Source organism: Psychrobacter sp. NPDC078501 (assembly GCF_044900935.1).
Classification (GTDB): Bacteria; Pseudomonadota; Gammaproteobacteria; order Pseudomonadales; family Moraxellaceae; genus Psychrobacter.
Map to the genome: position 1 here is coordinate 558,005 of NZ_JBJDOS010000001.1, position 25,684 is coordinate 583,688.

A 25,684-nucleotide genomic window follows, 5' to 3' on the forward strand; every position below is an offset into this window, starting at 1 on the left:
ATGACCCCAATAGAGGCAACAACTTACAAATCAATATTCTTGACAAAGCTATCACTATGATTGATGGGCTGTATTCACTTAATGATCTACATAAAGCAAGCGGTAAGGCGGATAAACATCGTCCTACTTTCTTTTTACGTAATCAAGAAACAAAAGATTTAATTTTTGAATTAGCAGAAGAAATATCCGATGTGAGAAAATGCACATCGGGTAATCCGTCAGTTATTCGAGTAGTAAAAGGTGGTAACAATAGATCCTTGCAAGGAACCTACGTTTGTAAAGAGTTAGTCTACCGTTACGCAATGTGGATTAGTCCAAAGTTTGCACTTTTAGTAATTCGTACTTTCGACAATCTGGTAACAGCAGCTTCAAATATTGATCCATCACAATCATTATCTAGCGTTAAAGATCGTAACGGCTTGGTCAAGGCCGCTAAAATCACTCAATACAAACTTGGTATTGGCTATGATGATGTGTTTAGTCTTATTCATCATCGTTTTAATATTGATAAACTGGGTGACTTGACCGTCAGCCAAGTTGGTGAGGCGACAGAATACATACAGCGGATGAGGTATCCCCAAATTGCTGAGACGTCTCATCAGTCTAACTATGAGCCAACCGCTCTATCAGAAACAGATGAAACGGCTGTCGTCATCGAGCACGGCACTCCTACTACCATGGTCAATCAAGCATTGTCCTCTGGTAAATTCATCGGCACTATCGATAGTAACGGCCGCATGGTCATGCGTGAGCTTGATACTGAGGAGGTTATTGTAACCGTAGATATGTTGCCCCATCTCATCGAGCATCGAAAAATCAATGTGAATGTGCTGTCTAAAATCGCTTTGAATGCGAATCAGCAGCTATATGCGGCAACTTATGGTCTGCGCCCAACGCAAAATGCAGCGATCGCGCAAGGGGAATATCATGACTCAATTTAATATTAATAGTGTCAACACCCTGCATATCCATAACGCCAAGCCGACTCATCCTTACTTCGAAGTGAAGCCGCATAGTCAGATAGACCGTGCAGACGCTATAACCGCCTATCTAGATGGCACTATCGGTGTCGTACAAGAGCTAATCTCAAACGAAGAAAATCGAGAGCTGCATAGCTTGCTGTATTTAATCAACCTCAATCTAGACACCGTGCGCGATATGCTCAATCAGCCAGTCGCCAAATAGATATAACCCAATTAAAAAAAAGCCCCGTCATCCGATGGGGTTTTTTATTGCCCAAAATAAGGAGACCTCATGAGCGCGGAGTTCCGAATAGAAGGACTGGACGAGCTCGACAAACAGTTCGATAGATTGATAGATACCTCAAAAAAAAAGGTGATGCGAAAAGCATTGAACGCTGGTATCGCACCAATCAAAAAAGAAGCCAAAAAACTCGCGCCAGTCGATAAAGGCGTGCTAAAAAAAGACATCCGATCCAAACAAATGCGCTATACCACAAAACCCGCTGTTGGGTTGTTTGTAGGCAGTAAAGGCTTTTACTGGTACTTTTTAGAAAACGGTACCAGTAGCATCGCACCTACTCCATTTATCAGACCTGCTGTAGACAGCAAACACGAAGAAGGTATCGGTAAGTTCAAAGAAGTGCTCAAAGCTGAAATCGACAAAGTAATGATCGGATAACTAAAGGCGCAACCTATGAAAGCTAGCGAGGTTATTTATAGCACCCTAGGCGTATTATTTGAAAATAAGGTCTATCCATTAGTCAGACCAGAGGGCGAAAAAGGTACACCGTATCTGGTCTATACCGTGCTCAATGCCAATGGGACCAATGTCATAGCAGGCTATACAGGTCGAGAACTGGCTTATTTGCAGTTAGACGTCTATGACGACGACTATGACGACTGCGAAGATACAACCAACCAAATGCTCAAAATCCTGAAAGACACGGTAAAGCCGTTTCACTACGATAGCCGTAAATATATGCATGATGAGGATGCTGATTTATACAGACAAAGCGTTGAGTGTCATATCTGGCAAACCAATTAACCAACCCCCACACCGACCACCAATCAGAGAGAGTGATAAATATGGCTATTTCAGCTGATAAACTAGTAAACGTCCAATACACTTGGAGTATTGCGACTGATGATATCCCTACTTTTAATCAAGTAGAGTTTTTGAATGAAATGGAAATGCCAAAGCTGGCTAAAATTGTTGTTGATGTCACGCCTACAGATGCAACCTCTACCGTCAATGCGGTGCCTAACTTTAAAGAAACCTCAGAAATCCCATTTACCTTGTATTACATTCCCACTGACCCGCAGCATATGAAATTAAAGGCGGCCTACAACAACTCTACAGTCATCAAAAATAAGATTGAGTTCATTGATCCTGACGCTGCCGCTGAAGGTTATGTCTTCGACGGTATGATTAAAGAGTTTAATCTGATAGCAGAACAAAAAGACATGCTAAAAGTAGAAGGTGTGTTGGTCATCAGTTCTGAGATCACAGCAACCCCTTAGTTGGCAAAATCAATCCAAATGAAAGGCGTAGAGAGCTAAAAATCTCTGCGCCTTTTTTTTATAAAAAATATCTATAACCTATAAGTGAGTAATCAAATGACCGGAAAAACCTCTAAAAAATTGCTAAGCAAAGCGGACTTTATGCAATTAAAACCCAGCGTAAAGCCGCTTACTATCCCTGAGCTTGGTGATGTGTACATCAAAGTAATGACTGCCGCCGAGCGTGAGGGTTTGGAGCACCTAATGCAAAAGCAGGTAGAAAATAACGGTGTACGAGCCACTATCTTTGTCTACTCAGTCTGCGACGCCGATGGCGTATTAGAGTTTAATGATGACGATATCGAGCTGGTCAAAACATTCCCATCCGCTATTGTGTCCAAGGTCTATGACTTCTCAAGCCAAATCAATGCACTACAACCTGAAGATAAAGAAGATACCGCAAAAAACTCATAGCCCACCCTCTACGGATATTTAAGTTTCGGCTAGCCGCGCATTTAAGCAAAACGGTCGAGTGGATAGATCACAATATGACCGCCCGTGAGCTGACTGAGTGGCAGGCCTTTTATCTATACGTAGAGCCGTTCGGTGGGAAATTCTTGGACATGCAGTTTGCTTCTTTGCGACAGCAAAACTATACAGGTAAAGAAAAGAAAGGCTTGGACGACTTCATGCTGTATGACTATAGCCTGCTCACGGCTGAGCAGAAAGAACAAGAACGACTAAGCACTGCCAAGCTAAAAGCACAGGCCCAAGCCGCTGAGCTAAGAGGCTTCTTTGCATCGAAAGTCAATGATCAAAAAACTGCAAATAAACCATAGGAGGATGTCATGGCTTCGGTGCTGAGTAGAATTCAGGTAATCATGGAGGCAAATACTGCCAACTATAATAACGAGCTCAATAGAGCGCGGAAAAATAGTAAAAAGAGTTTTGGTGATATTGGTAAGTTAGCAGGGAAAATGGCACTAGGTGTTGGCGCCGCTGTCGCTGCTATGGGCGCTAAAACATTGCAAACGGCTGGTAATTTTGAAGAAGCGATGGGCGCAATCAGCGCTGTATCGGGGGCTACTGGCAAAGATTTTGACGATCTGCGTGAGAGAGCCAAACAATTAGGATCAGAAACAGCTTATAGCGCTACCGAAGCTGCAAACGGCATGGAGTTTTTGGCCAAAGCTGGATTAGACACACAGCAAGTGCTGGCAACCATTCCTAATGCCTTAGCACTTGCATCAGCAGGCAGTATCGATCTTGCTATGTCAGCCGATATTTTATCAAACATCATGTCAGGCATGGGTATCGCAGCCGAGGAGTCTGGTCGCGCAGCAGACGTATTAGCAAAAGCAGCTGCCAGCTCCAACGTAGATGTCGAAATGCTAGGCGAGTCGATGAAGTATGTTGCGCCTATCGCAAAACAATTGGGCATGAGTTTGGAAGAAACGACAGCCATTATCGGTGTAATGGGTAACGCTGGTATCCAGGCATCACAATCAGGTACATCAATGCGGGCGATGTTTACTCGTTTTAATACGCACCAAAAAGCAAATGCTGCTTTCATTGAGCTTGGCGTATCGCTGAAAGATGCCAACGGTGATATGCGATCAATGATAGACGTGATGCAAGATCTATCCGTAGCCACTGATGGACTGCAAGCGGATAAAAAGCTCGCTTACTTTAAAGATATGGCAGGCGTCGAAGCCATGAGCGCTCTAGCTGTCGCCGTAGATGCAGCTGCTGATGGTAGTCTGCAAAACCTTAAAGAAAAACTAGACGGTGCCAAGGGTGCCGCTGCTGAAATGGCTGCTATCCGAATGGAAGGCCTCAATGGTTCAATAAAAAGTCTGGTTTCTGCTTGGGAAGGTCTGCAAATCGCTATTGCTGACAGTGGGCTTCTTGAATTAGCGACCGGCGCGATTACTGTTGTCGCTGAGAAAATGCGAAGCTTAAGCTCTGCCCTACCCGAAGTTGTCGCCAACATGACTGCATTTTTTCAAAGTGCTGAAGTCGCTGGGGCTATCACAGCAACTATCGACGGCCTGAAGATGGCATGGGACAACTTAAAATCAGTCATCGAACGTACTGGTGAGATTATTGGCCCTGTTATCGATTTTTTTATTGAGCATGAGGAATTGAGCAAATCGCTTGCTATCGCCATCGGTATCGTAGGCGGCGCCGTTTTGATTTATAACACAGCGATTGTCGTTGGTGCTGCTGCAACGGTAGCCTTCACCGCTGCGTTTGCATTACTAACCAGTCCTATCACGTTGACAGTTCTGGCTATTACTGCGTTAGTTGCAGCGGGTGTTTATCTGTACCGTAATTGGGATGAGATAAAAGCCAAAGCAGTTGAGGTATGGGAGGGAATCAAAACAACGGTCGCGAATAAGATAGAAGCTACAAAGCAAGCGGTTATTGATAAGTGGAACACCTTAAAATCGATGACCGTCAATAAATTTAATGAGATAAAGAATAGCATCTCATCAGCATTGAATACATTACCCAGCAAGATGCTAACCATCGGCAAGCAAATTGTAGATGGCTTGATTAACGGCATAAAAGCAGGCGCTAGTAGTGTCGTCAGTGCTATCGGCAATATGGCATCAAGCGCAGTCGCCAAAGCTAAGAGCGTCCTTAATATCCGATCACCCTCTCGTGTCATGAAAACCGTTGGTGAGCAAACAGCAGAGGGCATGGCAGTCGGCATCAAAAAAGGCGCAAAGTCGGTCATCACTGAAGCACAGCGGATGGCTGAACAAGCCGCCAAAGTAGTTGAAGACGGCATCGATAGCTTTAGAAAACGGATCGCCTTGTTTGGCGATACCAGCGAATTATCTTCCCTGATGTACGATATTAACGCTGGTAAATTTAAAGGCGCTAGTCAGGCACGTATCAGGGAATGGGTCAAACAAGCTGAGACTCTGCAACAGCTAGAGTCACAACTAAAAGCCACTAATGCAATCAAAGAAAGGTTTGATCAATTGCAAGATACGCGCGACAAAATGCGCAAAAATGCGACTGATTTGATATCTGCTAGAGCCGCCCAGTATCAAGTCGATAAAAAATCTATCGGCGTAGATTTTGACGGCTTAGATGTAAACGGCCCTCAGACCGAGGCCGAAAAACTGCGTGTTGCCTATGATAACAAGATGGCTATCGTCGATAAGTATGAGCAGACGCATACAGACAAACAAGCTCAAGCTGAAAAAGCGCGTTTGCGCTTGACAGAACAATTCAACCAATCTACCAAAGATTTAGAGATGCAAAGACAGGCTGCCAACTTGGGAAGCATTACTGCCCTATTTGGCATGGCATTGGGTGAGACCAGCAAAGGCTACAAAGGTATGTTTCTGATTCAAAAAGCCTTTGATTTTGCCAGTGCACAATCTGCCAGCTTCACTGCTATCGCCAAAGCATGGAGTTCAGCACCCTTCCCCGCCAACATACCTGCCGTTGCAACCACTACGTTGCAGACAGGAATTATCCCCGCCGCCATTCAGTCACTAAACCCTAAAGGTTTTATGAAAGGAGGCTATACCGGTGACTACCCTACCAATCAGGCGGTTGGGCCCGTCCATGGCAAAGAGTTTGTTACGCACGCCGCAGCCACCACGAAGTATCGGTCAGAGCTTGAGGCGATGAATGATGGTACGTACGAGCGCTCCAATAGTGGCACAAACAACATCAACGTGAGTGTGACAGTGACTGGCAACGGGCAGTCGTCAGTGGAGTCTGATCAGCAAATGGGCCGCAATTTAGGCAATGTGATATCAGCAGCTGTAAAACAACAAATAATCAAAGAAAAACGTCAAGGGGGCCTGCTATATGGTTGATACATTTCCGTGGCAAATGGATATGGGTGCTAGTGCCGACACTCAATATCGTGTTAACAAAACCCAGTTTGGCGACGGTTACTCACAACACTCATCGTTCGGTATCAATAACATAATCAAAAACTGGTCAGGCACCAAAACAGGTGACTGGGACACCGTCATCGCACCGATATTAGATTTTTTAGATGCGCATGCTGGTGTCAAACCATTCTTGTGGACTGACCCACACGGCAAGACCAAACAATACACTTGTGCCGGCGCATCGACGCCGCAGCGCAAAGGCAATTTTTGGCAGATCACGCTCAATTTTGAGCAGTTTATGAGCGTTTAGGAGACAGTATGACTATTCAAATTCCCAACCCCGGAACGGGCAACGGCGCTACTGGCGATAACGAGTTTGTGCTATGGAGCAAGGTTAAAGATAACTTTGAAGATCAGACTAATGCCGCTAGCAAGTTATTGGGCGCAACAACAGGGCGTGTACCTACAGCTGACCAAACTCATACTGCAACCGATAGTTTTGTTGACGGAGATAAAATAACTAGTGCTGATAACTGCGATGATTTTTTCGCTGGCACTCGCTATTGTGTATTGCGCGGCCAAACACTTAACACGCCACAATTTGGCCCATCTTACTTTGCTATTACTACACGCCTTGGCAGGTCAAATGGCGAATTAATCCAAGTTGCTGAAGGGCTTGGCGTAAATTGCAGCTATATACGTACTTATTATAGCGGCGCTTGGCGGACATGGAGTGCTGTTGCAACGAATCAATCAATTTATAACACTACCACCGCAAGCGGCGCTAACGTTGTCGTTAATAGTGCAGGTGAGCTACAACGCTCAACATCATCTGAGCGATATAAAGACATACTTGCAGATTTAGAGCTTGATGATGCAGCTTACGCCAATGCAATGCAGCTTGCGCCTATTGTCTATCGATCAACTGCTGAAGCTGACAACCCTGATTATCATTACTACTCATTTAGTGCTGAGAAGCTTGGCGCATACGACCCTGCATTTACGCTTTGGCGGGACACTGAGACAGTGACAGATGACGAAGGCAATACTATTGAGCAGCCATTAGACGAGCGTGTAGCAGAAGGTATTAACCTAAACGCTATCGTTGCGTTTTTGCATGCAACGAACGTCAAGCAAGGAAAATTGATTGCCGAGCAAGCTGCTGCAATTGGCACCCTCACAAACCGCATCGATAACATGGCGGCTGAATAAGGAATCATCATGCTCGAATCAGACTTGCAAAAGCTTTCAGTCACAGGGCTTGTAACGCTTTATGAGCTTGATGCTACAGCTTTAGGTGCTGGTATTATGCGGTGGCATGGTCATGTATCGAATGAGGATTGGCAATATATACAAAACTCAAATCCGAACTTGCTCAAGTTTGAGGGTGTAGAGTATTTTCGTAACAACCTTGGGAGTACCGCAGTTGGTAGCTTCTCGGACACCCGCACATTAGTAATAAAAGAGCCGGACGGTCACGGGGCTAGTGCGCTGTTTGATTTTATACCTGCGAAGGCAGGTGAGACCTACACGTTAAGTTTCAAAGAAACTAACGAACCGTCGTACATTGCCGGTTTTGTACTTTACGACGCGAATAAGAATATAATTCAAGAAAGCGGTGCAGCCACGGGCGCCCTAACAGAGAATTTTCAGTATTATCGAGGGTATTACTCACGTACAGATAACCGCGCGACTATAAACTTAATACATCCGGACATCGCATACATCCGCCCGCGAGTAGGCGTATACGATTCGGGGGTCACCGATTTCGATGGGTATTTCAAGAACATTAAGTTTGAGAAAGGCGCGACGCAAACCCCGTGGACACCATTTGCTGATGACGATGTCGACTATGGACGCGATATTATTTGGCAAGGTCAGACGTATAGCCCAATCCCAATACAATCAGATGGACTTGAGATGCGCGGTGATGGTCGTGCATCAACACCAAGCCTTGTACTGGCTAACAATATCGACGGTATACAAGGTGCGATTAGTGCTCTATGCCTCAGACACGATGACTTTGCTGGCGCTAAGCTCACCGTCATCAATACGATGGCAAAATACTTGGACGCAGCAAACTTTGCTGAGGGTAACCCACAAGCAGCTAATGAGTGCCGCAAGCAACTATGGTATGTTGAGCAGAAGACAAGCGAGAACGCCAGTGCAGTCACGTTTGAGCTGTCAAACCCTGTGGACTTTGAAGGCGCACGAATACCAAGCCGTGATATTACCTCGTTCTGTCATTGGGCGGTGCATGGTCGTTATCGCGGTCAAGAGTGTGGTTATACAGGTACAGCCATGTTTACTGAAGATGGTGCGCCAACTGATGACCCATCAAAGGATAAGTGCGGTGCTCGTTTGAGCGACTGCCGTTTGCGATTTGGCGATAACAATCCCTTGCCATTTGGGGGTTTCCCCAGCTCCTCACTCATATCAGGATAAACTATGCTAACCAAATCGATTAAAAGCGCGATCATTGCTCATGCTATCGCTGATTATCCGCGTGAGGCTTGCGGCGTCATCATTGGTAAAGAATACATACCCTGTACTAACATAGCCGCTGATGATGCTCAGTTTGAGATATGTCCGATTGATTTAGTTGGTGCGTCAAAGGAAGGTGACATCAAAGCTTACGTGCATAGTCATCCTGACGGTAGTTGTCAGCCATCAATGCCAGACCGTGTACAGATGAATCTACACGGTAAACCGTGGATAATCACCAATGGCATCGACGTTGAAATGCACAAACCAGACGACTACCAAGCCCCGTTGTTAGGCCGTGAGTATCACCACGGATTAATGGACTGCTACACGCTCGTGAAAGATTATTACCAGCGTGAGCTTGATATAACGCTTAATGATTATAAGCGTGACGATGTTTGGTGGGAGTCAGCGGCCAGCAAGCCACTATATCTTGATAACTTCAAAAAAGAGGACTTTGTTGAGGTCGATACGATACAAAAGCATGATTTGATATTGTGCCGTCTTGGGCGTACTGAGCATGTCAATCATGCCCTAGTCTTTATCGGTGATGGCAAGCTCAAATCTGAGCGCACAGACGATGTGATCGGTGATAGCTTAGTATTGCACCATCCCTATAATCGTGAGTCCTTACGCGAGATATACGGTGAGCAATGGCAAAGGCGTACTGCTATAATTATCAGACATAAATCAATGTTTTAGGGGATTGTTATGAGCTCATCAGATACAAACAAGTCAAAAGTTATATCGCAAGAAGTGACAGATCGTTTGCACCAACTAATTGACTGCATGGGCGATCATAGTCTTATCGGCCGCTGGGAAAGAGAAGCGAGCAAATTGGCTGATGAGATCAGTAACGAGATAAAATAACAATAAAACCTAAAGCAAACCAAACAACCTCCTTAATTGGAGGTTTTTTATGGGCGCAATTTATGAAAACCATACATCTGCATGGCGTACTTGCTGACAAATTTGGTGAGTTTTTTCGCTTAGATATCCAGTCAGCACGAGAAGCCACACACGCTATCGCCTCTCAAATCCCTGAATTTAAAATGTTTATGCTACGCGCCGAGCAAGACGGCATGAGGTTCGCTGTGTTCGCTGACGAAGTAAATGAAAAAGGTAATTTAGGTGAAAGCGACATCGACAACATGACAGCAGCCAGCGTTATTCATATTGTGCCAAAAATCATGGGTGCAGGTGGCGATGCGTTTGGCTGGGTGCAAGTCATTGCAGGCGCTGTGTTAGTTGGAGTCGGTGTTTTTGTACCAGGTATGCAATGGGCCATTGGTGCCGGTGTCGGCCTTATGATTGGTGGTGCAGCCTCACTACTCATGCCAACGCCTGAGCTTGGTGAGCAAGACGAAGATGGTAACCGCGCTAACTATGGCTTTGGTGGTGCAGTTACAACGGTCGCACAAGGCAATCCAGTGCCTATCTTGTACGGTGAACGCTATATCGGCGGCTTTATTTGCTCGGCAGGTATCTACACAGAGGACAATCAATAATGACTATAAAGTGGCGAAACGACGGATCAGGGCTAGGCGATGATGATAACCACCCAAACTTAGTAATGCATGATTGCGTGTATAGATACCCAGTTAAAGGCGCAAAAGCAGGTTCGAGTGAGTCACGCAAACCGTCAATCGCAAAGGACTCAGTAGCAAGCACCAGTACAGCAAAGTTACTGTACGGTTTAGCAGAGGGCGAGATTTCAGGTTTGGTTGATGGTGGCAAGTCAATCCGCTTAGACGGTACGCCATTATTAGATGATGCAGGTAACAGTAATTTTGACGGTGTAACGTGGGATTTTAGAGCAGGTACAAACGAGCAAGAGTACATCAAAGGCTTTCCTGACGTGTCTAATGAGACACCCATTAATGTTGAGCTACGCAGCGATACTCCGTGGATTAAAGCGTTTACTGATACGCAACTAAGTGCTATCCGTGTGCGTTTCAAGTGGAATCGACTATCAAAAACTGACTCAGACGATGGTGACGTAAAAGGCTATCGTATTGATTACGCGATTGATTTACAGACCAATGGCGGTGCGTATCAAAACGTATTAACGACCAAAATTGAGGACAAGACTAGCGCAGGATATGAGCGCACACACCGCATTGATTTGCCAAAATCCACAACAGGGTGGCAGATACGTGTAAGACGCATCACGCCCAACAGTGACAGTGAGTACATACAAGATGATATGTTTATTGATGCAGTGGCAGAGGTTATCGACGTTAAGCTACGCTATCCAAACACTGCGTTACTTGGCTTGCAATATAACGCTGAGACTTTTAGCAGCATTGCAAAACTAGAAGCGCATGTGCGCGGTTCAATTATCCGTGTGCCTAGTAATTATGACGCAGTGGCGCGTACTTACACAGGCATTTGGGACGGTACATTTAAAGACGCTTACACCAATAACCCTGCATGGGTGTACTTTGATTTATGCACACAATGGCGCTACGGTTTAGGTGAACGCTTAGATTTAACGATGATTGATAAGTGGTCATTGTATGCGCTTGGTCAGTATTGCGATCAAATGGTATCAGATGGTCAAGGCGGTTTAGAGCCCCGCTTTACGTGTAACGTCTATCTGCAAAAACAAGCTGACGCTTATCAAGTGCTGTCCAACATTGCTGGTATATTTCGAGCCATGAGCTACTGGAATGGTGAGCGCATTGTACTTGATGCAGATGTGCCACAGGACCCTGTTTATACATTCTCCCGCGCTAATGTCATCGATGGTAATTTTGAATATACCGGCACAAGAGCACGTGACCGACATACACTAGCGAAAGTCGCATGGGACAATCCGCTGAATGGGTTTGAGACCGAGTACGAGTACATTCGCGACGAAAAAGCAATGGCCAAATTTGGCGTTAAAGTGCTCGATTTGGCTGCATTTGGCTGCACCAGTCAGGCACAAGCTCAACGTGCAGGTCTTTGGGCACTTAAAACTGAGCAGTTAGAGACGCGCCAGGTATCATTTGGTGTTGGCTTAGATGGATTTATACCGCAAGTCGGCAACATCATTAATGTATCAGATGAGTTGTTTGCAGGACGTGCCAACGGGGGCCGTGTATCTGCTGTCAGCGATGCTCAATATGTTGTAACCGTTGATCGTGACGTAGTGGTTAATGTCGGTGATGTGCTTATCGTTAATGGCGGCGGTGGTCAATCTGAGCGTCGTAATATCAAGACAGTTAATGGCCGCAAACTAACAGTAACGGCACCATTTACCGCAGCAGAAGCTGAAAACGTCTGGGCTATTGAAACAGCAGATTTAAAGCTAATGCGCTTTCGTGTCATGTCGATTGCTCAAAACGATAACTCAACTTTTAACATCACCGCTATTCAGCACGAGCCGCAGAAGTACGATGCGATTGATTATGGTACAGACGTTCAGCCAACCAATATTACTATCGTTAATCCCGATGTTGTTGATGCACCTAGCAGTGTAACGATCACCAGTCGTCATCGTGTTGTGCAAGGTCAGACAGTTGCTACGCTTGTCATCGGCTGGGCACAAGTCAAAGATGCTGTGGCTTACGATGTTGAATGGCGCAAAGATGATGGTACATGGGTAAAAGTACCACGCACAGGTAATGTATCGGTTGAGATTGAGGGCGTATATAGCGGTAATTACCTAGCGCGTGTTCGTTCAGTGTCAGCGTTTGATGTGCAATCGCAGCCTACAACGTCACTACTAACGGCCATACAGGGTAAGGTTGGATTACCGCCCACCGTTGTCGGCTTGGTCGCCACAGGCATATTGTTTGGTATGGAATTAAAGTGGGGTTTTGGGACAGGTAGTGGCGATTCAGCTTACACTGAAATTGAGACTGGCAGCGCACCAAACACGAACGTAAAACTACTGGGCCAGTATAGCTATCCGACTAACACGCATGCAGTGACAGGCTTACAAGGCAATTTATCGCAGTCTTATCGTGCGCGTTTGGTCGATAAGCTAGGATTTAAGTCTGCATGGTCAGCATGGGTAACGGGTACAACTGATGCCAGTGCTGATAAAGTCATGAACTTGATTCAAGGTCAGATTGATGAAAGTAGTCTAAGCGCAAGTTTAAAGGCTGAAATCGATAAAATAGAAGGCGTTGATGCTGGATTCACAGCGTTAGAAACAACCGTTACTGACGAACTAGGCACTCAAAATCAACGTATAGACGGCATTGTTGCTGACTATAAACCCCAGTATGCAGATAGTACGCAATACGCAGACTCATCTAGAGCAGTAGCTTGGACAACTTGGAGAACCATTGCTAGTGAGAACTACGCACTGTCTGAAAAAACGGAAACCCTGCAAACAACGGTGGGCGCTAATACCGCAAGCATACAGACGCAGCAATCGAGCATTAATGGCCTCAACGCTCAGTACACGCTAAAAATTGATGTGAACGGCCGTGTTAGTGGGTTTGGTCTTGCATCATCATCTACTCAGTCTGATTTTGCTATCAATGCAGACAATTTTTGGATTGCGCCGCCTACTGGCACTGGTAAAGGTGCGTCACCATTTATGGTTTTAACATCACCCCAGACGATCAATGGCACGGTTGTACCAGCTGGCACTTATATGCAAGCTTCATTCATTCATAAAGCTGCTATTGATATTGCTCAGATAAACACAGCTTCTATCACTTCACTTTCAGCACTATCGGCAACTATCGGACATTTTAAATCAGCAACCACTGGCGCTCGATTGGAGATAAAAGATAGTTTGCTTAGCGTTTATGATAGCAGCAATAAATTAAGAGTCCGTCTAGGGCTTTGGTAAGGGGATTAAAATGCCACAAGGATTACAAATATGGGATGCAGACGGAGTCTTAACGCTAGATACCCCATCGCAGACAGTAAAGGTGCTAGGGGTTTTTAAACCTAGTGCCAACCCGGTCACATTCAGCGACCCATTGCTAGCTACCGAAACACCTTTCTATATCGTGTCCCCCGAGTACCGGCACACTGGGGATATGACAGTTTTAGGTGTAACTTTCAACGGTAGCTCGTGTACCGTGACCAACAAAAGCACGTACGATAATCGTACGGTTTACGTAGGGGTGTACTAAATGGGACTAGGCTTTGAAGTTACCAATGACGCAGGGCGTAAGCAAGTGCTTGACACGCACGCGCTACTGAGTTTTAGCGAAACTATAGTTTCTAACGCAAGTAACGAAGGTAATTTATACCGCGATCCTCGTCATATTACTGCCTACCGTCCTATCAATGACAGCGTAATGACCGTGAACTATTTGGTACGGCAACGCCATGTTCTAGATGATGGGCAATACCACTACTTACACCGCGTCCAAGGGTACGGAGCGATGTATAATTTTTCAGAAGTACTACCCACAGCAAACGATAGGTTTGGGCTTCAGGTTTTTAACAGCTTAGGTACTCTGGTATTTTCAAGCGAGCAAAAGCCATTGAAAATACTAGAGATAATAAACATACCTGACGTAAGACAAGTAGGCACTTCGGTAAATGGCAGAACAACGCATTGGCGTAAAAATCACGGATCAGTAACAGCCGCAGTCGTTTTAATTCGTCAGCCTTTGTGGACGAGTGGCTCTAACTTCATGACGTCAGGAGTTTCGCTACGTAGCGGGTACTTAGCAATGGAAGAAACGGTAGAGCATCGAGATAGCAATGCGGCAGACCGATGGATAGGTAATATTTATGGATTGTATGCATTAGTGGTAGATGTGACCAACTTTTAACCAAAGGAGATTGATATGAAGTACCTTTATGTAGTATTTGCACTGATGGTATCTAGTTTGTCTTATGCAGAGGTAGGACTGTTTACAGAGCATACAATAACTGATGTTGTTGATGCTCATGTAAACACAGTGCAAAAAGGTTATGAGCAAAATATTTATAGACTATCGCCCTACAATGGCATCATTGGTATAAAGCTACAAAATAAAAAATACGAATTTTCAAGTGGCTACAGCTACAGAAGAGACAGTGACGTCAAAGAAGGGTTTGGTTATGATTATAGTGGTGTCTTCATCAAACTTAAATATTATCATTGTTTGCACGACTGCTAATTCACCGAACCCCGCCAATTAGGCGGTTTTTTTACGACTAAAATTTGAGGGTTCTTATGGACATCAAACAAACACTGTTAAGGATGTTTTTATTCAATAAATGGCTATGTAAATCGGAATCAGCAAGAAAGACAAGCAAGTCACTTATTAAATTAAAGCGATATTTGGCAATCAGTATTACATTTGCGGAAGTTATTAATGCTCTATTCATACTAACTTTCAGCCTTGTTTTTATCTGCAATAAGGCTTTCGATACTGGTGGATTAGCAATGCCCAGCTATAGGGTTTTTGACTCAGTATCTATTTGGTGGTTTGTAGGATTTTTCGTTTTAGGTGTCCTACAGGTAATAGCAATGCTAGTGCCATCAATAAGAGCAGTCAAAGCGAGTGGACTTTGTCAGATAGCATCATCATTGGCGTGGGGTGTGATCACAGGCGCTTACTATGCTGCCCAACACGGCATGATAACACCGGCAACAGTCATCTTTGGCATATGGGCAGCCGCCATGTTTTTCACAGGCAATAAGATCATCAAGCGAGCGATCTTAAAAGAGCGAGTCACTATTAAGGAGATGTAATGAGCTTAGTATCAGAGGTGATCGCTTCATTCACTCCACAAGTAATCTTCGGTATGTTTGGCGGCTTTGTTGGTGGTATCTACGGCATCAACAAAAAAGGCTATGACGTAAAAATATCATTAATTCTAATTTTTACAGCGATTGTAGCAGGCAGTGCAATCGCTGAAGTTCTACAAAAAAAGTTTGGTCTAACTTACCTATTGCCACTTTGTCTAATATCAATCCCAGCTGGCGCATTCTCCGGCTATTTGATGGTTGCGCTAGACATTGTTAGTCCAAAGTTTGCAGCTCAAGTCGCGGATAAAATAGGCGAAAAAGTAGTTGAGAACATAGACAAATAATAATCAACATTAATTATAGCCCCAATTTTGGGGCTTTTTTAATGCCTAAAATAAGGTAAATATTATGACTACAGTAGTAATTACAGCAGGTCACAGCAACACAGACCCAGGTGCCGTAAACGGCAACATCACCGAAGCATCAATCGCAACTGATATGCGCAATATGGTAGCTCTATATCTTGAGCGTAAAGACATAGAAGTCGTTACCGATGGCCATGGTAGTGACAATCAAACGCTTCGTAACGCAATCAAGCTGATCAAGCAAGGCAAAGTTGCGATCGAGTTTCATTGCAACGCTTTTCACAAACAATCAGCCGGTGGTGTCGAAGCGCTAGCTCAACCCAAAGACAAAGTGATTTGTCGAGCACTTTGCGAAGCGGTCAGCGACGTAATGGGCATCCCCACCCGTGGTAACGACGGCGGGTTTAAGCCTGAAAATAGTGGTCAGCACTCACGCCTTGGGTACGTACGCGGCGGCGGTATCATCTTAGAGCTATTTTTTATCTCTAACCCCACTGAGCTTGCAACGTATCAAGCAAAGAAATGGCTGATTGCGCGTGAGATTGCGGATGTTATCGCTGAGCACGTCGGCGTCAGCTGCAAAGCATAAGTTTGGAGCTAGAACCATGACAATCAAAATACTCTTAGAGATAGCATGGCGCTACTGGCATTGGCTCGTCATAGCCTTGCTCATAGTTGCCATCGCGGTGTTATCTCTATTCTATATACAGCGTGGCCACGCAATTGACACTATCAAAGTGCAACATGAGCTTGTCTTAGCGACTGAGCGTGCAAATTACGAGTCAGACGTTCGAAAAATAGAACGCCAAAACTTCCAAGGAGTCATCAATGCGGTCAATCAAAGCACAGTACGACAAAAGCAAATTGCTGATAAGTATGATAGTGTTGTCGTTATTAATGACAGCTTGTCAGACAGTATCACCAACATCGAAACCAGCCTTATCAGCGCCAATCGAACCGCCGTTATCGATTACACCAAATCAGTCAACGGATTATTTACAGAATGCACAGGGCGATATCTCGAGATGGCAAACAGTGCTGCAAGGGAGCAAGAAGAAGCTAGACGACTCCGCGAAGCTTGGCCAAGCCGATAATTAAATCTGTCGCAGTTTTTGACGCAGTTTGCATTAAAACCATTTAAACCAATCAAAACGATTTATTTTAACTATATGATTTTATTATATTAATTTTTTATTGATTTATATTAGACTATAGCAAAAAGAGTTCGAGTCTCTCCAGCCCCACCATTTTCGGATAGTACATCTTAGACCAAATATCAAAACCTGCTTTTTAGCAGGTTTTTGTGTGTCTGGAATTTGATATTAGAACTATAGAATAAATCATCAAAAGTATTAATCTACTTTTTTAACCTTTCTAAATCCTTTAACACTTCATCCATACGCTAATAGCTCCTCTCTACCCACTGCATCAATGCTTTCATGCACCTACCATAGACAGAACTAATTAATAGAAAGGTTTCCCTCACTATCATTGAATAATGCACTACGTTGATTTTTACGAAGGGCTTCACGTTGAATGATATTTTTTGCATCGACTTTTTCTAAAGGTAATCTTGTTTCGCGGGAAAGATCGCCATCGGCTATTAAAGACAAATAACGAGAACAACAAACTCTTAAAAAAGAGGTAAAATTGCCAATATCATGGTCAGCATCGAGAGATTCAAGGTATAGCTTAGTGATCAGCTGATTAACCGTCATTTGATCGCGAAATGACAACTCTTCTAATATATCCCAAAAAAACACTTCTAAACGAATTGAGGTGACAACTCCCTGGATGCGAAGCGATTTGGTTTTAGAGCTCCACAAGCTGTCGTCAGCACTAATAAAAAGTTGGCACATATATATATTCTCTCTCGTCACTGGGGTCTATTGAGCGTTCAACAGACCCGAATTAATGCTTATAGCAAGGCAACAAACTGCTTTAGCATCGCTGGGTGGGCAGGCCATGCAGGTGCCGTTACCAGTTGGCCATCTGTAATAGCGCCATCCATAGGTAACTCGACATACTCAGCGCCAGCCATTTCTATTTCTGGCTGACACGCAGGATAAGCAGATACTTTTTTACCCTTTAATACGCCAGCAGCCGTCAGCATTTGTGGCCCATGGCAAACTGATGCAATCGGTTTATTAGTATTTGCGAAATGCTGAATCATGGCAATGACCTTAGCATTCAAACGCAAGTATTCTGGCGCACGTCCACCTGGTAAATACAAAGCATCGTAATCTGCGACATTGATATCAGCAAAAGACGCATTAAGGACAAAGTTATGACCGCGTTTTTCGGTATAAGTTTGGTCACCTTCAAAGTCGTGTATTGAGGTAGCGATGCTATCACCTGCCACTTTATCTGGACAGACCGCATCAACCTCATGCCCCATCGCTAGTAGCGCTTGGAACGGCACCATGTTTTCATAGTCTTCAACAAAATCACCAGTTATAATCAGTACTTTAGCCATGATATTCTCACTGTATTGTAATAAAACATTGTAATGAAATACGGGAACCCAAATTAGTTTATAGCGACTTCGCTTAAAATGAGCCTGAATATCCATTCAAACATAAAAAACAATGACTAGGTAATATATGAATACTACAAACAATCACTTTTTAAAATAAAATAATAAATTCAGCTATTTTCTAATAACTTTAAATCTATCAATATCTTATCCATGTCCTGATACCGTCTCTCTTCCCGCTTCGCCAATGCTTTATCGACAATAAATTGATAATGACTATATTCTGCTGACAACGTTGGAATGGGTTGCTGGCAATGCTGAATCGCCCACGCTTTTGATTTTTCATGGCTGTCGGCATTTACTTGAAACGGGCGTTTCCCTGTTAGTATCTCAACCATCATTACGCCAAACGCGTAGATATCATTTTGCACCGTTGCACCCTGACCTTGCCAGCGCTCAGGTGCGAGATACGCTGGTGTGCCAGCAGGATTTGGTTGGCTATTATCCACCATCATACGTTGTGATAAAGCAAAATCAGTGAGTAACAATCTAGGAGTCAGACTATTACTCATAGTATCTACTGGCCAATTATCGTCAGAACCTTCAAGCAAAATATTGCTAGGTTTAATATCATTATGTAGCCAGCCAGCCTGATGCAAATTGCCTATCAAGTATGCAGACTTCATGATGAAATGATACTTTTGTGACGCTATCAATGACAGATGTTTTGAAGCGGTCAACTGACTCGCTAAGCTACCATTACGATAATAAGGCATGACCACTATAACTAGGTGTTGCAACTGCTCTAGTATTTGAACGTCCACGCAATGATGAGCCAATAGTGGCGGTGCGATAGCATTATTTTTGATTTTCGATGAAGCATTTACAGCAGCTAAAATATCCGCTTCATGAGTTAAATCGGCAGCAATAGTATAAGCGCCATCACTCAACTGCCATTTAATCATCACCCTACCAAATTGTGGATGCTGGGCACGTGTTAGTCCTTGGAAGTAAGTCTTGTCGATATGTTGCGTTTTAACAACTTGCGCATGCTGACCTTGCGTTTGTTCTGTGCTTTGCTGAGCAATACGTTGATGCACTATTTCCTTAAAATCTTGTGCGTCCAGTTCTTGGGTAATAATGGACAATAGCTGCATTGCTTGAGCTTGCAAAGCTTGCGTAATAGACGGATTACTGGCACTATTTTCCATGGTATTGTTTCTCATAATATAGTGAGATTATTGCCTTCCCATTCGTATCATTTCCAAAGATAATAATAGCGCGAATAATGGTTACAAGTACTACGATTAATAGGTACTAAGATTGTAGGCACTGAAATTTCAGCAGCGTTAATTGTATTTTTGGGTATGGTATTAAAGACAACCTTAATTGCTAGAGCCACTATGTCACAACCAACTATCCCGACCATGCCATCTGATCAACCTACTTACGCCCTACCCGCACATTTGTTAGACTTACTCAGTCAGTACTTACAAGAGCGAGTCACACCAACTATTGAAATCGACCCGAGCCAGCTTGCTTATCGCTGGGTCGGTGGACGCACTGGTCACCTCCAGCCTTTGTCGGTCAATTTGTTTTTGAGCTTAGATGACTTGCATGGTATCGATACACAAAAGTCGAAACTGGTACAAAACACCCGTCAGTTTATTAAAGGTTACCCTGCCAACCATGTATTGATGTCAGGCACACGTGGTGCCGGTAAATCATCATTGATTCGCGCTTTGCTACAAGCCCATCATAGTGAAGGCTTACGTATTATTGAAGTTGCCCGCGATGATCTGCAAGTATTGGATAAGATTCGTGCTGCTATTAATGCCCTACCAGCAGATTGTCATTGCCGCTATATCGTATACTGTGATGACCTCGCTTTTAATGGTCAAGACGAAAGCTATCGTGCGCTAAAGAGCGTGCTCGATGGCTCGCTAGACTCTGAGCAAGACAAACTACTGGTCTATGCCACCAGTAATCGCCGTCGCCTACTACCGCAAATGATGAAAGACAATGTCGAAATTTACAATGGGCAGACGGATGAAGTCAATCCTTATGAGGCCATTGATGAGACCGTGTCATTGTCAGATCGATTCGGTTTATCACTCACTTTCCACCCTATGGATCAGCAGACTTATCTGCATATCGTTCAGCACTATCTAAATTTAGAACAGCAAAAAATCTCAGCTGATATGGATAGTGAGGCTAAGAACATTTTGGAAAGTCAGTCTATGCCTGACAAGATCAGAAAGGACGCGCTACGTTGGGCCTCTGAACGTGGTGGTCGCTCAGGACGGGTTGCATATCAGTTCAGTCGATACTGGAGCGGTATAACGCAATTGGAAATTGAAGACAGTAAGCGCTAAATTATATCTACTAATGCTTAGCCATATCTAATCACTGCGTGCAGAACCTATATACTGCACGCGACTCTCTTCTTGACTGTTCTCTTGATTGCTTACCGATTCAACTGCACCATCAACCATATATTGGTCAAAATCTGCCGCCAGCCATAGATTACCTTTGTAGACGCTCTCAGCATCTAAACGAATATATGCCATATTTGGCGTTTCGCTATCTGGATTATCAAAGTTCTGATAGCGAGCGCTAAAGTGGGTCAAAATGATGTTTTTCAGGTTCATCTTTTGCGCGAATGTGCCCACCACATGCGCACTGCTATGCATTGGGTCATAGTCAGGGTTTCTGGCTTGAATAGCCATCATGACCTCATGCGTATAAGTAGCTTCATGCACCAATAAATCCGCATTGATAACGGCTTTGCTTAACAAATTTGGCGCATCATTGTCTCCTGCCACCACCACTCGCGTCCGCTGTATCTCATTGTCAACATAATCTACTGAGCGCAATTGTCTATTACCCTCAGTCGTGACATCTTCGCCTTGCTGCAATTTACCCCACAGTGCACTTGCTGGAATACCATCAGCCACAAGCTTATCTGTATTAAGGAGGCGGCGGCTAATAGTCTGAGTAATACCAAAGGCATGAGAAGCAACCCGATGCGATAGCCGCGTGATATCAATATCAAGCTGATGTTGGTCACTTAAGCTAATGCTAACTTTGTTCGTATCACCTTGCTCAGTTAACACCTCTTCAATCGCTATAAAATTAAGAGCAAAAGGTAAATAAAGCTCTGTAGTAGCGGTAATCGCTTCAAGCAAAGTAGCAATTGCTTTTGGGGCAATCAAAGTTAATGGCTCACGGCGCCCTGACATGGCAGCACTTGCTAATAGTCCTGGCAGACCGTAGCAATGGTCACCATGCACATGGGTGATGCAGATAGCAGCTAATTGATGTAATGAAAGCTTAGTATGTAGCAATTGCTGCTGCGTGCCCTCTCCGCAATCAATCAGCACCCATGGGCGCGATTTCTTACTCTGATTATTCTGTTGACGACTTCCTTGCTGTACGCCAGAGGTATGTGGATTCAGACACTCTATTGCCAATGCGGTCACATTACGCTGTTTAGTCGGTACACCCGCGGACGTACCCAAAAAGGTTAGCTTTAGCATAATGATGCCTTTTATTTATCAGGAATACTGGCTAAGAAGTACGAGAGTGTCTCTTAATTATAAAAATAATAACAGGAATAGGATAAGCGAAGAATGTCCCCTAGCTACGACAGTTGGCATATCATGGTTTTTTGACCTTCAACCATTTGTCCACCATTGGCAGTGCACTCATTTACCATATTTGATTCGTAAGATTTCCAGCCACCATAAAAGCTCGCTGCACACAGAATTACCACCAGGATTTTCTGTGACCACGATTTGATAGAGACTTGTTGGCTATTAATCTGTTGTCTATTATTTTCTTGCATACTGGTATCTTGCTTATTGAGTGATGTTTGAGTTGCTGACTGATTGTCATTTTGATCTAGGCTACCTTGTTTCAGATGGTCTTTATTCGAGGTGTTTAGATCTGTCATAACATTATCCTAAAAAAGGCTTTGTTTATTCTTAAACAAAGCCTTTGGTCTACATGGCTACTTAAGCGTTGAGAGAGGATTATACCAGTATCCTCTAAAAATTCAGACGGCCACCCTTTTTTTCTGCTCGCTTAAAGGCATCTCGTTCTTCGCAGCGTTTGAGCCAGTTCAAAAGATTGGTATATTTACTCTGATCTAAACCTGCACCAGCATTGGCACCCAAGACTGCAAGATGCATTTGAATATCAGCGGCGCTAAATTCACTACCGGCAAACCAGTGATTTTCATGTAGATGACGCTCCATCATATCTAGCATTTTCTCCAAACCGCTACTGATCATGTTTTTTTCAATCTGACCTTGGATTTTTTTGCTGATAGGTTTGATTAGCATTGGCGACTGAGACACCACTTTTGTGAATACCAAGCGCATGACCAACAGTGGCATCAGTGAAGCTTCTGCAAAGTGTAGCCAAAACGTATAGGCTTCCCATGCTGCTTCGTTATTATTATCAGGTTTGAACTGCTTTTCTTTATCGTAGTGTTTAATCAGATACTCAATGATAAACCCTGACTCAATCAACACGCGATCGTCCGCTTCTAGTATCGGTGCATTACCAATTGGATGCACTTGCTTTAAGCTATCAGGAGCACGGTATGCTTTATTGCGCTCATAACAAGTCAGTTTATAATCGGCGCCAAGCTCTTCCAACAGCCAGATAATACGAAACGAGCGCGAGTTTGCTAAATGATGAAGATGTAACATAAACCGTCCTAGTTATATATTGTAGTAAATCAGCCATAATATCTCAGATATAGCACCATACGTTTACTCGATCGTGGCACTACTGCTCTCGATAATAGCGTAATTTCTACTTGTTTAATACTATGAGTTGGCAGACATGATGGAAAACAATGCCTACCGAATCGATACTATCTAAGACGGTGTACTCTTTGACATCAATCTAAATGCAATGCTTCAATCTTGCGCGTCATTTTATCTATCTTTTGCTGATATTTTTTGATTTGGCGGAATCGATGCGCGATTAGCACGCCTTTAATACGGCGATTTTTCAGACGACGGCGTGGTGGAAAACTACCCACTTGTGGCTCATTGTAGCCATGTAAGCGGTCTTCACGTTTACGCGCCATATAACCCAATCCGCTATCAGCAATCATAATCAGCAATGCGATAAAAATCATGCTATACATCAGCATGGAGCCACCATCATGTAGGCTGCGATCTAAAATTGCGATTGAGAATATGAACAAGAATATCGGCTCAAGGTAGCACAAAGTCCCAAACAGTGAGACAGGCAGCTTCTGACTGGCTACCATCGTCAGTGACATCGCAGCGGTACTGATAATCCCTAATAATGGCAATAGATACCAAAGCTTGTGGTTGGTGATTGCTACTTCAAAACCGCCATTCATATACAGCGCGACCAATACCACTGGTAACAACAATACAAGGTCTGAAATCAGACCAGTAATAGGCGGCACAGCCAACTTACGACGCAGTAGATAATAAGGAGGATAACCCAAGCAAACAAATAAAGTCGCCCAAGAAATAGCACCATACTCAAAAATATCGTAAGCGATACCAAGACCTGCACATACGATAGCTGCCCACTGGAGTAAGCTCATGTCTTCGTTGTAAAAGAACCTGCCGACAACGATCATAATCATCGGATATAGGAAGTAACCCAACGTTACCTCAAGCCCCAAGCCATTAACTGGCGCCCACATAAATATCCAAATTTGTGCGCCCAAAATCGGTGTAGGTAATATAAATAGAAACCACTCTTTTGCGTTCTTTAGTGTTTTTAGATAATCAAAAATGTGCTGCCATTGCTTTAGTACGCTGACCAGCAGTACTAGACTAAAAAACATTGTCAGCACACGCCACGAAGCGACTTGCGTACCTGATAATGGTTGCAGCAGTAGACCAAATAAGAACAGCAATGAGTATAAAAAATTTGCAGCGACAGCGGTGATTATACCCTGCGAGGTTTGGTTAGTAGTCAGCATCACAACAGCCTTTAAAGATTGGGGCACATCCATGGCAATTTTTAAAAAAAACAAAAGCCTCAGACGAGAACGTCTGAGGCTTTTGCATATAAGGTCGTCGCGCAATCTAAGTTGAACGCTTTTGATGTACTAGGCTTACATCATGGTCGGCATTATGTCAAAGTCAGAATGAATAAGCAATGCCACTGTTCATCTAGTGTCTAAACTTTTAAATTCAGTAAATTTAATGCAGGTAAATACTTATTTTGCATCAAGTTGTTGGATTTTTTGTTGTATCTTATCCATCTTCTTTTGGTAACGACGAATCTTGCGAAAACGATGGGCTTTTAGCACGCCATCGATACGCTGATTGATAAAATGACGACGCGGTGGAAAGCCGCCAATCTGAAGCTCTCTATAGCCATGCAAGCGATCATTACGCTGACGAACGAGATAGCCTTTTATGCTATCAGCCATCATAACCAGTAGCGCAAGCGTAATCATGCCGTACATAAAGAGCGAACCACCTTCTTCAAGGCTTTGACTCAAAATAGTAATAGACAATACGAATAACAGCATCGGCTCTATATAACTTAGCGCCCCAAACAGTGATACTGGCAGCTTACTACTAGCAATCATCGTCAGCGACATCGCAAGCGCACTAAAAGCACCAAGCAGCGGCAATAGATACCAGAACTTCATGTCTTGCGCCGCAACATCAAAACCGCCCGTCATATAAAGCACGATGAGCACGACTGGTGTCAACAGCGTCAAATCAAACAATAACCCTGTAATAGGCGGTACAGAAAGGGTGCGTCGTAGCAGGTAATACGGTGGATAACCCAAGCATACAAACAGTGTCACCCAAGATACTGATCCATACTGAACAATATCGTAGCCGATACCGAGTGCTGCAAATATCGCGGCAGCCCACTGCAAGATGCTCATATATTCATGGTAAAAGAATCGACCAAGCACAATCATCACTAGCGGCAATAAAAAATAGCCCAACGTGACATCGAGACCAAACCCATTGACCGGCGCCCACATAAACAACCAAATCTGTCCACCTAGGATTGGTGCAGGTAGTATAAATATTAACCAATCCTTGATTGTCTTTAGCGTCTTTATATAATCAAAAACACGTTGCCACTGCTTAGTCAAACTGACCAATATCACCAAACTGAGCAACATCATGAGCACACGCCATGAGGCTACCTGCGTCCCTGTTAAGGGCAGCATAAACAGTCCAAACAAAAACATCATCGAGAATAAAAAGCTCGATGATACCGAAGCAACCGTTCCCTGAAAAGTTTGATTGGTCGTAAGCATAACAACAGCCTTAAAAAATAGAACCTTATTTACAGTATTGAAAAAATGAGAATTAAAAAACAAAAGCCTCCGACGATAACGTCAGAGGCTTTTTTCT

The 25,684-nt window shown here is 43.9% G+C and carries 30 protein-coding genes; 22 read left to right on the forward strand and 8 right to left on the reverse strand.

Annotated elements, in window-relative coordinates; translation table 11 throughout:
- Positions 1-56 precede the first annotated feature (56 nt).
- The 21 genes from ACI2IW_RS02260 (at position 57) to ACI2IW_RS02360 (ending at position 16,911) form a co-directional block, all read left to right on the forward strand.
- Positions 57-941 carry a KilA-N domain-containing protein gene (locus ACI2IW_RS02260; RefSeq protein ID WP_404692594.1) on the forward strand — a complete coding sequence of 295 codons (885 nt, stop codon included), beginning with the start codon at positions 57-59 and terminating at the stop codon, positions 939-941.
- A complete protein-coding gene (locus ACI2IW_RS02265) occupies positions 928-1,185 on the forward strand; it encodes a hypothetical protein (RefSeq protein ID WP_404692492.1) in 258 nt (85 codons plus the stop codon). Before ACI2IW_RS02260 ends, ACI2IW_RS02265 begins: the two co-directional genes overlap by 14 nt.
- Positions 1,186-1,254: 69 nt before the next feature.
- Positions 1,255-1,641 (forward strand): HK97-gp10 family putative phage morphogenesis protein, encoded by a 387-nt coding sequence (locus ACI2IW_RS02270; protein ID WP_404692493.1) that lies wholly within the window; start codon positions 1,255-1,257, stop codon positions 1,639-1,641.
- Between the two features lie 15 nt (positions 1,642-1,656).
- A complete protein-coding gene (locus ACI2IW_RS02275; RefSeq protein ID WP_404692494.1) occupies positions 1,657-2,007 on the forward strand; it encodes a hypothetical protein in 351 nt (116 codons plus the stop codon).
- A 41-nt stretch (positions 2,008-2,048) separates the two neighbouring features.
- Positions 2,049-2,483 carry a hypothetical protein gene (locus ACI2IW_RS02280; protein ID WP_404692495.1) on the forward strand — a complete coding sequence of 145 codons (435 nt, stop codon included), beginning with the start codon at positions 2,049-2,051 and terminating at the stop codon, positions 2,481-2,483.
- 141 nt (positions 2,484-2,624) lie between these two features.
- Positions 2,625-2,936, forward strand: coding sequence for a hypothetical protein (locus tag ACI2IW_RS02285; protein ID WP_404692496.1), 312 nt, complete (start codon positions 2,625-2,627; stop codon positions 2,934-2,936).
- 74 nt (positions 2,937-3,010) lie between these two features.
- Positions 3,011-3,301, forward strand: a complete 291-nt coding sequence (locus ACI2IW_RS02290; protein ID WP_404692497.1) for a hypothetical protein — start codon at positions 3,011-3,013, stop codon at positions 3,299-3,301.
- A gap of 9 nt (positions 3,302-3,310) precedes the next feature.
- Positions 3,311-6,307, forward strand: a complete 2,997-nt coding sequence (locus tag ACI2IW_RS02295; RefSeq protein ID WP_404692498.1) for a phage tail tape measure protein — start codon at positions 3,311-3,313, stop codon at positions 6,305-6,307.
- Complete coding sequence (locus ACI2IW_RS02300; protein WP_404692499.1) at positions 6,300-6,638, forward strand: phage tail protein; 339 nt, start codon at positions 6,300-6,302, stop codon at positions 6,636-6,638. The genes ACI2IW_RS02295 and ACI2IW_RS02300 overlap by 8 nt, the downstream gene beginning before the upstream one ends.
- An 8-nt stretch (positions 6,639-6,646) precedes the next feature.
- Positions 6,647-7,540 carry a hypothetical protein gene (locus ACI2IW_RS02305; RefSeq protein ID WP_404692500.1) on the forward strand — a complete coding sequence of 298 codons (894 nt, stop codon included), beginning with the start codon at positions 6,647-6,649 and terminating at the stop codon, positions 7,538-7,540.
- Positions 7,541-8,023: 483 nt separating this feature from the next.
- The gene (locus ACI2IW_RS02310) at positions 8,024-8,773 is read left to right on the forward strand and encodes a phage minor tail protein L (RefSeq protein WP_404692595.1); all 750 of its coding nucleotides are present in this window, start codon (positions 8,024-8,026) and stop codon (positions 8,771-8,773) included.
- A gap of 3 nt (positions 8,774-8,776) precedes the next feature.
- Positions 8,777-9,514, forward strand: coding sequence for a C40 family peptidase (locus ACI2IW_RS02315; protein ID WP_404692501.1), 738 nt, complete (start codon positions 8,777-8,779; stop codon positions 9,512-9,514).
- A gap of 9 nt (positions 9,515-9,523) precedes the next feature.
- The gene (locus tag ACI2IW_RS02320) at positions 9,524-9,682 is read left to right on the forward strand and encodes a hypothetical protein (protein WP_404692502.1); all 159 of its coding nucleotides are present in this window, start codon (positions 9,524-9,526) and stop codon (positions 9,680-9,682) included.
- A gap of 62 nt (positions 9,683-9,744) precedes the next feature.
- Entirely contained in the window at positions 9,745-10,320 is a 576-nt protein-coding gene (locus ACI2IW_RS02325; RefSeq protein ID WP_404692503.1) for a tail assembly protein, read from the forward strand.
- Positions 10,320-13,607 (forward strand): host specificity protein J, encoded by a 3,288-nt coding sequence (locus ACI2IW_RS02330; RefSeq protein WP_404692504.1) that lies wholly within the window; start codon positions 10,320-10,322, stop codon positions 13,605-13,607. Before ACI2IW_RS02325 ends, ACI2IW_RS02330 begins: the two co-directional genes overlap by 1 nt.
- A gap of 289 nt (positions 13,608-13,896) precedes the next feature.
- Positions 13,897-14,547, forward strand: coding sequence for a hypothetical protein (locus tag ACI2IW_RS02335; protein WP_404692505.1), 651 nt, complete (start codon positions 13,897-13,899; stop codon positions 14,545-14,547).
- Positions 14,548-14,562: 15 nt separating this feature from the next.
- Positions 14,563-14,877 carry a hypothetical protein gene (locus ACI2IW_RS02340; protein WP_404692506.1) on the forward strand — a complete coding sequence of 105 codons (315 nt, stop codon included), beginning with the start codon at positions 14,563-14,565 and terminating at the stop codon, positions 14,875-14,877.
- A gap of 56 nt (positions 14,878-14,933) precedes the next feature.
- Positions 14,934-15,455, forward strand: coding sequence for a hypothetical protein (locus ACI2IW_RS02345; protein ID WP_404692507.1), 522 nt, complete (start codon positions 14,934-14,936; stop codon positions 15,453-15,455).
- Entirely contained in the window at positions 15,455-15,796 is a 342-nt protein-coding gene (locus ACI2IW_RS02350) for a hypothetical protein (protein ID WP_191115008.1), read from the forward strand. Before ACI2IW_RS02345 ends, ACI2IW_RS02350 begins: the two co-directional genes overlap by 1 nt.
- 64 nt (positions 15,797-15,860) lie before the next feature.
- Positions 15,861-16,406, forward strand: a complete 546-nt coding sequence (locus tag ACI2IW_RS02355; RefSeq protein WP_404692508.1) for an N-acetylmuramoyl-L-alanine amidase — start codon at positions 15,861-15,863, stop codon at positions 16,404-16,406.
- A gap of 16 nt (positions 16,407-16,422) precedes the next feature.
- The gene (locus ACI2IW_RS02360; RefSeq protein ID WP_404692509.1) at positions 16,423-16,911 is read left to right on the forward strand and encodes a hypothetical protein; all 489 of its coding nucleotides are present in this window, start codon (positions 16,423-16,425) and stop codon (positions 16,909-16,911) included.
- A 366-nt stretch (positions 16,912-17,277) separates the two neighbouring features.
- Here the strand turns inward: ACI2IW_RS02360 and ACI2IW_RS02365 are convergent, their stop codons facing one another.
- The 3 genes from ACI2IW_RS02365 to ACI2IW_RS02375 all read right to left on the reverse strand — a co-directional run bounded on the left by ACI2IW_RS02365 (position 17,278) and on the right by ACI2IW_RS02375 (position 19,504).
- On the reverse strand, positions 17,278-17,676 hold the full coding sequence (locus tag ACI2IW_RS02365) for a ribbon-helix-helix domain-containing protein (RefSeq protein ID WP_404692510.1): 399 nt from the start codon (positions 17,674-17,676) through the stop codon (positions 17,278-17,280).
- A gap of 59 nt (positions 17,677-17,735) precedes the next feature.
- A complete protein-coding gene (locus ACI2IW_RS02370; protein WP_404692596.1) occupies positions 17,736-18,296 on the reverse strand; it encodes a DJ-1/PfpI family protein in 561 nt (186 codons plus the stop codon).
- A gap of 167 nt (positions 18,297-18,463) precedes the next feature.
- Positions 18,464-19,504 carry a serine/threonine protein kinase gene (locus ACI2IW_RS02375; protein WP_404692511.1) on the reverse strand — a complete coding sequence of 347 codons (1,041 nt, stop codon included), beginning with the start codon at positions 19,502-19,504 and terminating at the stop codon, positions 18,464-18,466.
- Positions 19,505-19,696: 192 nt separating this feature from the next.
- Here ACI2IW_RS02375 and ACI2IW_RS02380 point away from each other — a divergent pair, with 192 nt between their 5' ends.
- Positions 19,697-20,668: an ATP-binding protein gene (locus tag ACI2IW_RS02380; RefSeq protein ID WP_404692512.1), complete on the forward strand. Its 972-nt coding sequence runs from the start codon at positions 19,697-19,699 to the stop codon at positions 20,666-20,668.
- A 27-nt stretch (positions 20,669-20,695) separates the two neighbouring features.
- Here ACI2IW_RS02380 and ACI2IW_RS02385 read toward each other — a convergent pair whose 3' ends face one another.
- The 5 genes from ACI2IW_RS02385 to rarD (ACI2IW_RS02405) all read right to left on the reverse strand — a co-directional run bounded on the left by ACI2IW_RS02385 (position 20,696) and on the right by rarD (ACI2IW_RS02405) (position 25,587).
- Positions 20,696-21,832 carry a ribonuclease Z gene (locus ACI2IW_RS02385; RefSeq protein WP_404692513.1) on the reverse strand — a complete coding sequence of 379 codons (1,137 nt, stop codon included), beginning with the start codon at positions 21,830-21,832 and terminating at the stop codon, positions 20,696-20,698.
- A gap of 104 nt (positions 21,833-21,936) precedes the next feature.
- On the reverse strand, positions 21,937-22,248 hold the full coding sequence (locus ACI2IW_RS02390) for a hypothetical protein (protein WP_404692514.1): 312 nt from the start codon (positions 22,246-22,248) through the stop codon (positions 21,937-21,939).
- A gap of 94 nt (positions 22,249-22,342) precedes the next feature.
- Entirely contained in the window at positions 22,343-23,011 is a 669-nt protein-coding gene (locus ACI2IW_RS02395) for a glutathione S-transferase (RefSeq protein WP_102092001.1), read from the reverse strand.
- Between the two features lie 194 nt (positions 23,012-23,205).
- Entirely contained in the window at positions 23,206-24,276 is a 1,071-nt protein-coding gene (gene rarD / locus ACI2IW_RS02400) for an EamA family transporter RarD (protein ID WP_404692515.1), read from the reverse strand.
- A gap of 240 nt (positions 24,277-24,516) precedes the next feature.
- Positions 24,517-25,587, reverse strand: coding sequence for an EamA family transporter RarD (gene rarD, locus ACI2IW_RS02405; protein WP_102092003.1), 1,071 nt, complete (start codon positions 25,585-25,587; stop codon positions 24,517-24,519).
- Between the last annotated feature and the right edge of the window lie 97 nt (positions 25,588-25,684).

What these genes read in the sequence shown, in the direction of transcription:
- ACI2IW_RS02260 (WP_404692594.1), top strand. Translation starts at nt 57, where the DNA reads ATGATTGATGGGCTGTATTCACTTAATGATCTACATAAAGCAAGCGGT.
- ACI2IW_RS02355 (WP_404692508.1), top strand. Translation starts at nt 15,861, where the DNA reads ATGACTACAGTAGTAATTACAGCAGGTCACAGCAACACAGACCCAGGT.
- ACI2IW_RS02330 (WP_404692504.1), top strand. Translation starts at nt 10,320, where the DNA reads ATGACTATAAAGTGGCGAAACGACGGATCAGGGCTAGGCGATGATGAT.
- ACI2IW_RS02320 (WP_404692502.1), top strand. Translation starts at nt 9,524, where the DNA reads ATGAGCTCATCAGATACAAACAAGTCAAAAGTTATATCGCAAGAAGTG.
- ACI2IW_RS02285 (WP_404692496.1), top strand. Translation starts at nt 2,625, where the DNA reads ATGCAATTAAAACCCAGCGTAAAGCCGCTTACTATCCCTGAGCTTGGT.
- ACI2IW_RS02385 (WP_404692513.1), bottom strand. Translation starts at nt 21,832, where the DNA reads ATGCTAAAGCTAACCTTTTTGGGTACGTCCGCGGGTGTACCGACTAAA.
- ACI2IW_RS02360 (WP_404692509.1), top strand. Translation starts at nt 16,423, where the DNA reads ATGACAATCAAAATACTCTTAGAGATAGCATGGCGCTACTGGCATTGG.
- ACI2IW_RS02395 (WP_102092001.1), bottom strand. Translation starts at nt 23,011, where the DNA reads ATGTTACATCTTCATCATTTAGCAAACTCGCGCTCGTTTCGTATTATC.
- ACI2IW_RS02270 (WP_404692493.1), top strand. Translation starts at nt 1,255, where the DNA reads ATGAGCGCGGAGTTCCGAATAGAAGGACTGGACGAGCTCGACAAACAG.
- ACI2IW_RS02290 (WP_404692497.1), top strand. Translation starts at nt 3,011, where the DNA reads ATGACCGCCCGTGAGCTGACTGAGTGGCAGGCCTTTTATCTATACGTA.
- ACI2IW_RS02375 (WP_404692511.1), bottom strand. Translation starts at nt 19,504, where the DNA reads ATGGAAAATAGTGCCAGTAATCCGTCTATTACGCAAGCTTTGCAAGCT.
- ACI2IW_RS02275 (WP_404692494.1), top strand. Translation starts at nt 1,657, where the DNA reads ATGAAAGCTAGCGAGGTTATTTATAGCACCCTAGGCGTATTATTTGAA.
- ACI2IW_RS02390 (WP_404692514.1), bottom strand. Translation starts at nt 22,248, where the DNA reads ATGACAGATCTAAACACCTCGAATAAAGACCATCTGAAACAAGGTAGC.
- rarD (WP_102092003.1), bottom strand. Translation starts at nt 25,587, where the DNA reads ATGCTTACGACCAATCAAACTTTTCAGGGAACGGTTGCTTCGGTATCA.
- ACI2IW_RS02335 (WP_404692505.1), top strand. Translation starts at nt 13,897, where the DNA reads ATGGGACTAGGCTTTGAAGTTACCAATGACGCAGGGCGTAAGCAAGTG.
- ACI2IW_RS02365 (WP_404692510.1), bottom strand. Translation starts at nt 17,676, where the DNA reads ATGTGCCAACTTTTTATTAGTGCTGACGACAGCTTGTGGAGCTCTAAA.
- ACI2IW_RS02300 (WP_404692499.1), top strand. Translation starts at nt 6,300, where the DNA reads ATGGTTGATACATTTCCGTGGCAAATGGATATGGGTGCTAGTGCCGAC.
- ACI2IW_RS02350 (WP_191115008.1), top strand. Translation starts at nt 15,455, where the DNA reads ATGAGCTTAGTATCAGAGGTGATCGCTTCATTCACTCCACAAGTAATC.
- ACI2IW_RS02295 (WP_404692498.1), top strand. Translation starts at nt 3,311, where the DNA reads ATGGCTTCGGTGCTGAGTAGAATTCAGGTAATCATGGAGGCAAATACT.
- ACI2IW_RS02345 (WP_404692507.1), top strand. Translation starts at nt 14,934, where the DNA reads ATGGACATCAAACAAACACTGTTAAGGATGTTTTTATTCAATAAATGG.
- ACI2IW_RS02325 (WP_404692503.1), top strand. Translation starts at nt 9,745, where the DNA reads ATGAAAACCATACATCTGCATGGCGTACTTGCTGACAAATTTGGTGAG.
- ACI2IW_RS02265 (WP_404692492.1), top strand. Translation starts at nt 928, where the DNA reads ATGACTCAATTTAATATTAATAGTGTCAACACCCTGCATATCCATAAC.
- ACI2IW_RS02340 (WP_404692506.1), top strand. Translation starts at nt 14,563, where the DNA reads ATGAAGTACCTTTATGTAGTATTTGCACTGATGGTATCTAGTTTGTCT.
- rarD (WP_404692515.1), bottom strand. Translation starts at nt 24,276, where the DNA reads ATGCTGACTACTAACCAAACCTCGCAGGGTATAATCACCGCTGTCGCT.
- ACI2IW_RS02305 (WP_404692500.1), top strand. Translation starts at nt 6,647, where the DNA reads ATGACTATTCAAATTCCCAACCCCGGAACGGGCAACGGCGCTACTGGC.
- ACI2IW_RS02380 (WP_404692512.1), top strand. Translation starts at nt 19,697, where the DNA reads ATGTCACAACCAACTATCCCGACCATGCCATCTGATCAACCTACTTAC.
- ACI2IW_RS02280 (WP_404692495.1), top strand. Translation starts at nt 2,049, where the DNA reads ATGGCTATTTCAGCTGATAAACTAGTAAACGTCCAATACACTTGGAGT.
- ACI2IW_RS02315 (WP_404692501.1), top strand. Translation starts at nt 8,777, where the DNA reads ATGCTAACCAAATCGATTAAAAGCGCGATCATTGCTCATGCTATCGCT.